At 58.2% G+C, this 7,415-nt stretch carries 7 protein-coding genes and 3 pseudogenes; 3 read left to right on the forward strand and 7 right to left on the reverse strand.

Features of this window, described 5'->3' with window-relative positions:
• A partial coding sequence (locus XF30_RS11880) for a thioesterase domain-containing protein (RefSeq protein ID WP_204524501.1) occupies positions 1–945 on the forward strand: 945 nt, incomplete at its 5' end.
• Between the two features lie 111 nt (positions 946–1,056).
• Here the strand turns inward: XF30_RS11880 and XF30_RS11885 are convergent.
• Positions 1,057–1,466, reverse strand: a pseudogene (locus tag XF30_RS11885) (IS5/IS1182 family transposase); the annotation flags it as partial.
• Between the two features lie 83 nt (positions 1,467–1,549).
• Here XF30_RS11885 and XF30_RS11890 point away from each other — a divergent pair.
• Complete coding sequence (locus tag XF30_RS11890) at positions 1,550–2,758, forward strand: integrase catalytic domain-containing protein (protein WP_158284355.1); 1,209 nt, start codon at positions 1,550–1,552, stop codon at positions 2,756–2,758.
• The gene (locus XF30_RS37695; protein WP_146207682.1) at positions 2,755–3,090 is read left to right on the forward strand and encodes a hypothetical protein; all 336 of its coding nucleotides are present in this window, start codon (positions 2,755–2,757) and stop codon (positions 3,088–3,090) included. Before XF30_RS11890 ends, XF30_RS37695 begins: the two co-directional genes overlap by 4 nt.
• 183 nt (positions 3,091–3,273) lie before the next feature.
• On the opposite strand, the pseudogene XF30_RS11895 reads toward XF30_RS37695, so the two are convergent.
• The 6 genes and pseudogenes from XF30_RS11895 to XF30_RS38050 form a co-directional block, all read right to left on the reverse strand.
• Positions 3,274–3,636: pseudogene (locus XF30_RS11895) on the reverse strand (transposase); the annotation flags it as partial.
• Between the two features lie 241 nt (positions 3,637–3,877).
• Entirely contained in the window at positions 3,878–4,990 is a 1,113-nt protein-coding gene (gene nolL, locus XF30_RS11900; RefSeq protein WP_192893402.1) for a nodulation factor fucose acetyltransferase NolL, read from the reverse strand.
• A gap of 231 nt (positions 4,991–5,221) precedes the next feature.
• A pseudogene (locus tag XF30_RS39265) lies at positions 5,222–5,711 on the reverse strand (transposase); the annotation flags it as partial.
• The gene (locus tag XF30_RS11905) at positions 5,641–6,096 is read right to left on the reverse strand and encodes a helix-turn-helix domain-containing protein (RefSeq protein WP_244608932.1); all 456 of its coding nucleotides are present in this window, start codon (positions 6,094–6,096) and stop codon (positions 5,641–5,643) included. The pseudogene XF30_RS39265 and the gene XF30_RS11905, both read right to left, overlap by 71 nt.
• 198 nt (positions 6,097–6,294) lie before the next feature.
• Entirely contained in the window at positions 6,295–6,585 is a 291-nt protein-coding gene (locus XF30_RS11915) for a hypothetical protein (RefSeq protein ID WP_109142804.1), read from the reverse strand.
• A gap of 212 nt (positions 6,586–6,797) precedes the next feature.
• On the reverse strand, positions 6,798–6,974 hold the full coding sequence (locus tag XF30_RS38050; RefSeq protein ID WP_158284356.1) for a hypothetical protein: 177 nt from the start codon (positions 6,972–6,974) through the stop codon (positions 6,798–6,800).
• Between the last annotated feature and the right edge of the window lie 441 nt (positions 6,975–7,415).

Genomic DNA, 7,415 nt, shown 5'->3' on the forward strand with positions numbered 1-7,415 from the left:
CTGCTCAGTCGAGCGCTAAACCTTGGGCTGAATTTTAGCGCCAACGACCTCTTCCGAGCCCCTATTCTGAAGGAGCTTGCATCGAGGGTTCGTTTGCAGGTGCAGCCCAGTAACTCGAGGGTGATTTCCGTTCGTGCGACCGGATCCCAGCCACCGCTCTTCTTCGTCCCCACAGGTTTTGGAGATTGTTCGTATGTCCTCTCTCTGGCTGCGGAAATGGACGCAGACTGCTCGGTCTACGCTCTGCCCTGGCCCCCCTTCGATGACGTTTATCCGCCAACCCTTGAGGCGATGGCCGCGCAGCTGATCATTGCGATCAAAAAGATCCAGCCACGTGGCCCATACCGCTTTGCTGGATACTCGTCAGGTGCAATCCTCGCTTATGCGATTGCTGAGCGGTTACTGAGTATTGATGAAGCCGTGTCATTCATGGCGTTCCTCGATGTTAGTCTACCTGCGGCTTATTCAAACGCGTTACTGGAGAATTTGGCGCGAGAATTTGTTTTGGATCGTTGTGGAACCTTGCGCGATGAACATCGCGAGGTTTTGGAACGCGATACGGAACAATGTTCCATCTCTGAGTTGCTTGAAAAGGCGCAGCAAATAGGAGCGTTACCTGCAGGTCACGATCTCCACAGTGACGTTTCGATGTATCAAAGGGCAGCGAAATTTTACCAAGCGCTACAATCGTATCGCCTTCCGTGGCTCCCGATTCAAATACATCAGTTTTATGCCACTGAGCCTCTCTGTTGTTGGGCACCGCCTGACAAACAAACTGATCGCGATGCAAACTTACCCAAGCTTGGCTGGGACCTGGTCGTGAATGCGGGGGCCATTCATACGGTACCTGTTCCAGGCAACCACGTGACAATGGTGAGCAATCCCGAAAACCGCCAAGTTCTGGCTCAAGCCATTTCAACGGCCTTGATCAGGGCTGTTGCATAGAGTCAAAGAATGTTCTCCGAAGGCTCAGGTTCGAAGTTTGGTTCTCGAGCCACAAATTGCCGATTCCGAATCTGAAGTAGATGCCAAAGATCGCAGATTACGGCCGCAGAACTATCGACCACGTAGTCGATCGTTAATAGCCGAATTGGGCTGAACTGGATAGTTGAGCGTTGGCCAGAGTGAGGGCAGGAAGAGGGACAAAAGGTCTCTGAGCCAAGCCAACACGGCGGAGGTTGTGGCCAACGGCCGAGAGGAGAACGTTAGCGGCATCTCCGGCGCGGCCTTTGAGATAGCAGCGGCCAAGGTGACCTTCGTTCTTCATGTGTCCGATGATGGGCTCGTAAACGGCGGCGTAGCTCGCGCTTGATGACGCCGAAGACGCCGTGCTTCTGGCCCGAGATGAAGACGCGGCGGGGATTTTGTGTGTCGTGGCCGCGATATCCCTTGTCGACATAGGCCCGCTCGATCGCACAGCCGGTGAGGCTCTCGGTGCGCTCGATGACGTCGCGAAGGGTATGACCGCGCATTGCCTCACTAAAAATGTTACCGGAGAACTTGCCTGTCGTGTCTGGGGCGGAGCTGCCGAATCGGTTCGGTGGCGGCTATGGCAGGGAAGATCAGCATGCGCGCGAAGCGCGAGATCACATCAGCGCTGGTGGAGCGTTATCGGGCGAGCGGACGGCTCGAGAAGGCACGGATCCTGGACGAGCTGTGTGCCGTTACGGGATGGCATCGCAAGCACGCGATCCGAGCACTGTCGGTGGACAGGGCATCGGGATCAGCCGTGCCGCGACGACGAGGCCGGACCTACGGAGCTTCCATTCGCGTTGCACTGATTGTGCTATGGGACGCCTCTGACCGGCTCTGCAGTAAGCGGCTCGTCGCGATGATCCCGTTCTTGCTTCCGGCTCTTGAACGGCACGGCAGATTGAAGCTCTCTGCCGATGACAGGTCTAAGGTTTTGAGGGTGAGCGCGGCGACGATCGATCGCCTGCTGAGCGACGTAAGAATCGCAGCAGCCGGAGGACGCCGCCGGCGGGCGGGCTTTTCCAGTGCCGTACGGCGCCAAGTCCCGGTGCGTACATTCAATGACTGGGGATCACCTCCGCCGGGGTACTGCGAAGCGGATCTGGTTGCGCACGGCGGCATGTCCGTGTCCGGCGCCTTCATTCAGACGCTAACAATGGTAGATGTCGCAACGGGCTGGATCGAATGCTTTCCGCTCGTCGTGCGCGAAGCCGCGCTTGTGGTCGAGGCCCTCGAGCGCGCCCAGAACCTATTTCCCTGGCCCGTTTGCGGGCTCGATTTTGACAACGACAGCGCCTTCATGAACGACACGGTCGTGTCGTGGTGCCGTTCTCACGATGTCGAAGTCACTCGTTCCAGGGCCTACAAGAAGAACGATCAAGCGTTCGTTGAACAGAAGAACGGAGCTATCGTTCGCCGCCTGGTGGGCTACGGGCGCTTTGAAGGCATTGATGTCGCTCGCTCATTAGCTCGCCTGTTTGCCGCGGCACGGCTGCACATCAATTTCTTCCAGCCCTCGTTTAAGCTGAAGGAGAAGCACCGCGAAGGTGCCAAGGTGATCAAGCGTTATCTTCCTCCCGCTACACCGTACGAAAGAGCATTGGTCCACCCGCATTTCAACGAGGCATTCAAACGTCGGGTGCGTGAGATTTACCGCACGCTTGATCCGGTGACATTGCTGGCACAGATGAGGGACGCTCAAAATGAGCTGGGCAAGCGTGTTGATCAGCGGGCCGGAAAGCCAGCCATGACCGTCGCGCCGGTGCACACATGCAAAGCGACTTGACCGCCTTTGCAAGAGAGCTCGGCGATGGTTGGAAGCAGGGTGAGCAGCGCGGCATTCATCGGCGCCGCTATGTGCGGCGCAAACCTGTGCCACGTCGGCCATCGATGCTCGACCCATACATTCCCATGATCGAGGAATGGCTCGCCGCGGCTCCGCACTTGTCCGCCGTCGATCTCCTCTCCCGGCTGGCAGCGCATGCGCCGGTTCAGTTCAGTGGCCATCAGCGGCGTACGGTGCAGCGGTTGGTGAAGAATTGGCGATCAAAGGTCGCTCGACAGCTCATCAGCAGCACCGAAACCATACTATCGTTCCAAGCTTCCCTCGCTATCTAAATCCCACGTGTTGCTTCGCCGAATCACCGCAAGCGGCTCGCTCGCTACGGCGCTCTGGAGGGCGCGCTTCGCGAGCGGCTTGCTCGGACCCGCGGGGTCCAATTCGCGCGACAGCTGGGGGCGCTTCGGTAACATTGTCATCTGAGGCAATATGAGGGGGCAGTTTCGGATGGCGTTTGACAGCCAAGGCTTGAGGTCATTCTCCGCCAGACGTCGCCGGACCGTCTCGCGCGACAGGCTTCTGTGTTCGGTGAGCTCGACGAGTGCACCCGCTAGCATATCGAGCGCCCAGCGGGCACGGCGGCCCTTTGGAGGGCATGCATAAGCGGTTGCCAGCAAGGCTTGCCCGTGATCTTGCGGTCCGAGCCGGGTCGCGGCTCCTCGCTCAGCACCCGTTCCCGATTGCCCTCCACGAAACGGCGCTTGTTCCGGTACACGATCGAGCCGCTTACGCCGACGCTCCTGGCGTCTCCTCGTCGCCGGCCCCCGCATCGGCAGCCAGCAAAACTGGGCGCGCTTGAGCTTGCGAGACGCATGCTTGCCGCCGCAGCCCGCCTTCGGTTCACGAAATGGTGCTGACATTGGAACGAGCCGGCCTCATCGGAAGGGAGAAGGACACCCCGTCATCGAGGTCCCCGTTGATCCCAAAAGCCTGCCGGAGCTACTCTGACCGCCGCCCGACGCAGACCGTCACGGTGCAGAGCGACTACGACGCGCCGGCTGGGAGCTACGAAGCGTGAACCGAGAGCCGGCTCTCCGGCGTTCTGACCGGATTTGGGCTATAGCTCTACTTGTGCGCGGGCTGACCCACTGGACGACGGGCGCGGGGTGAAGCCCCTAGAATGAGCTGAGACAGATAGGGAATGTCGCGCACGGTTCGGCGCACCATCAGCGTGACGAGAACAATCGCTCCCCCTAGAATTCCTGCCACGGCCCACCTGGTTGTGAGATCCGAGGGCACTGCGTATTTTATCGAATCCATAAGGCGAAATACCGTACCCTGAATCAAGTACAGCACCAGCGTGCTCTGTCCTATTTCCATGGCGATAAAGCGGACCACTCGATTTGAGCGACCATATCTCCAGCATTGCAAGAAGAGCTCAATCATGATCGCCGAGGCTACCGCAGAGCCAAAAAGCATCAGAAGCACGTTCTTCGCCGACAGCATATCTTGAACCAGGGCGAGATTGTTATAGACGTACGTATCCTTCTGCCAGGCTAGAAAACACAACAGTGCCGCGATGCAGAGAGACGCGATTAAGAGCAGCTTGTAACGGCGTGTTATGCTCGTCCAGTGGTCTCTCGACTGGGCAAATGAGAAGCCCAGGCAGAAAAACGGGTAAGTATACTTTATAAGAGGAAATAAGGAGAATGTCAGGGGCGCAAGCGCGATCACTAGGACTGATACGAACAAGATCCATGGCGAATCACGATCGAAGATCGAAACAATCTTTACGAGAAGAAAGCAAACGAAAGCTGCCCAGATGAACCAGTACGTACCGGCGACATCGTATAAAAATGGTAAAATGTCCTCCGATGCGTCAGGCGCACGACGAAGCACAGCCAACTTTGCTGTCTCCAGGAGAGCGTACCAAAACAGCATGGGCGGCAAGAGCTGCATCGCCCGATCGCCGACGGCTTGCGCTAACGACTTTCGCAACAGCGCACGGCAGGCAAGGTATCCGCTTATCGCCATAAAGAGAGGCATGTGGAACATGTAGATCAATTTGAAGCATGGCGAATCCCAGAAGCCTTCATCTCGGTAGAGGATATACTGGATGAGGTGACCGACGATCACCAAAATGATCAGCACTCCTTTGGCGAGATCCAAAGCTAGATCGCGATCATTCGCCTCTGACGCACCAGGCGCGGTCGATTTGGTTAAACTTCGCTCAATCATTCGCTGCTGCAGCTTTGCTCCATCAAGATCGATCCGACCGATCATCGTGGAGGCAATTGCCATCGAGAGGCTACGCTCCAATAGCTGGCTGGCCACCAATGTTCAATTATATGGAGGCGGATGATCAGTATAAAGAAAGAGGGAGCGAGCTATACGAGGGTTTGCCGATTCAAGTCCACCTCGCTACGATCGGCTTGCAGATCGAGCTGTGCCGTTGCGGCGGTACTCCTAATCGTAGCGCTCGCGCCTTCCCGGTTCGGCCGGAATCGGTTGACGCACCTCGCCGATGAGCTGGACGGGGTCTCGTCGAAGCGGACGAGCGGGCGTTCGGAATCAGACGCTTCAACATATGGAGATCAAGTAAATCTTTCATGCGGGCGACGCATTCGCCATCGACATAGAGAATGCACCACATATCCCTGCGCCACGGCTTGAGGTCATTTTCGGCAAGCCGGCGGCGCACGGTCGTGCCCGACAACCCGTCCTGATCAGATAGCTTGATCATCGCGTCGGCTGGCATAGCGTCACGCGCCTCCGGCGGGCGGGCGCTTGGTCCGGTTGACGATGGAGACGCTTACTCTGACTGTCCGGGCAATCTCCTCGTCGCGGCGCCAGTGTCGGCTGCTAGCAAAATCTGCGCCCGCTCGATCTTACGCGGTATGTTTGCCGCTACTCGTCCCGCTCGGCTTGGCTTGATTCGATCCGGGTACCGTACATTCATTCGTCGCGTCCCCCCACACACAGTCGGGCGCCAAATCGCGCAATCGGTTCAATCCCAGCCGCCGCAGGATACGCCTGACGGTCGCTGGCGAGATGGCGACCTCGGTTGCGATCTGCTTGCCTATGTGGCGCTGCCGGCGCAATGCCTCGATCGCGGAGTATGTGGCTGCACGGGTTTGGCTTGGCGATGAAAGAGGTCTTGAGGAGCGATCACGCAACCCATCCACACCTTCCTCGCGGAAGCGCTTGACCCATTTGGCGACGGTCTTGGCCGAAACATTGAACTGGAGCGCGGCTGCAGCCTTCGTCAGGCCACCCTCGGTTGCGCTCCGCACCATCGCCTCGCGGCCTTTCGGCGTCAGAGGCGCATTCTTATGGGTGTCCATTCGGTCCTCCGGGGATTGGCTAAAGCTTCGACAACTTCAGCTTCCTCGTTCCGGACCGGATGGACAACCTCCTGAAAGCTCACAGCTAGAGCGTCGAGGGTCCGCAACGGCATCGGCTCATCACCTGCGATCGCGAAGAGCTTGGCGTATCTCCGTTCGTCAGGAGCGGCATCGAGTTCGATCTCCGCAAGCATATCATTATACTTCTTCTGCAAAATTTCGTGCGTGCGGGAGCGGGTACCCGAAGTCGAACGTCAGCTGCGCGGTGGCGAAAATCAGCACCGCAAATTCCAGCCACGCCTCGTCCTCTAGGTGGATGAGCTTGGCCGCCTTTCCCGCAACGCTCGCGCCGAGCACAATGACGATGAAATTCAGGAACCTGTTCAGCAGGTCAAAATAATTGCGGCGCGCCACGTGGTAGATCGCGCAGCGGAGGGCGTCGAACTTCGGCCCGAAGACAGCGTCGCCCGGGTGCGCCTCATCACTCATTTTTTTGGTGGAGGCGGCGGTGACGAAGGCGGTGGCCGCACGGGAACGTGCGTGCCGGGGTTAGGATTGCTGGGTCTCGGCGGCGGTGAGACGCCGATATGCCTGATCTCGCGCTGGTCGGACATGCGGAGCACCTCAATGAGTAATGCTGATACTTTTAGTTGATTCGGCGCGCTGCACTCATCGATGGCAGGCAATTTCCTGTGGGCTTTTCAGGGCACGTCGCAGGCGCGGCAAATTTTCAAAGCAAACTGGGCCGCTAAGACGGCCCGGCGGTTGAGCGGTAAGAGCTTAGACCGCCAAGGTCTCGGTGCCTGCGGCTGTGCGAGGCGCAGCACCTTCAGCAGGCAGTCCTTGTCGGCCAGCAACCGCTCGGTGGCGTCCGCCATCTCGGACTTCTTGAGAGTGGCAGGTTGTCCGCCGCCTGCGGCGACACCCCTTCTCTTATCGCATCCACGATAACCGCCTTGGCGACGTGACCAGGAAAATTGTCCTTGGTCGGTTGCCAGTGCTGCGCCATGTCGAGCACCGCTCGAGCGCCTCCCCCTCTTCGGCTCGGAACAACGAAACGTCTGAGCGTTCGCGAAGCTTCTTACCGTCCTTTCGATGCTGAGATACTTCTCAGATGACCATTCTTCCATCGCTACTGCCAATCCAAGACGACGTGATTGATCAGCTAGATCTCCCGCTTGCAATGTTAGTGCAGCAACTCGACATACTCTTGTCCACTTAGCAGCAGCTGGCCTTGGTGTCGGTGCTAGGTTGCGTGGCATCGATCTTGGGGCAATCCAATCCCGCAATGCTGTAGATCGGGGCGTGAATTCTCCGTA

Origin of the sequence: Bradyrhizobium sp. SUTN9-2, from assembly GCF_003122645.1 — a bacterium.
GTDB classification, from domain to species: domain Bacteria; phylum Pseudomonadota; class Alphaproteobacteria; order Rhizobiales; family Xanthobacteraceae; genus Bradyrhizobium; species Bradyrhizobium yuanmingense.

Bases quoted from the DNA above. Each gene is read 5' to 3' on its own strand.
- XF30_RS11890 (WP_158284355.1), top strand. From the start codon at position 1,550: ATGGCAGGGAAGATCAGCATGCGCGCGAAGCGCGAGATCACATCAGCG.
- nolL (WP_192893402.1), bottom strand. From the start codon at position 4,990: ATGATTGAGCGAAGTTTAACCAAATCGACCGCGCCTGGTGCGTCAGAG.
- XF30_RS11905 (WP_244608932.1), bottom strand. From the start codon at position 6,096: ATGGACACCCATAAGAATGCGCCTCTGACGCCGAAAGGCCGCGAGGCG.
- XF30_RS11915 (WP_109142804.1), bottom strand. From the start codon at position 6,585: ATGAGTGATGAGGCGCACCCGGGCGACGCTGTCTTCGGGCCGAAGTTC.
- XF30_RS38050 (WP_158284356.1), bottom strand. From the start codon at position 6,974: ATGGCGGACGCCACCGAGCGGTTGCTGGCCGACAAGGACTGCCTGCTG.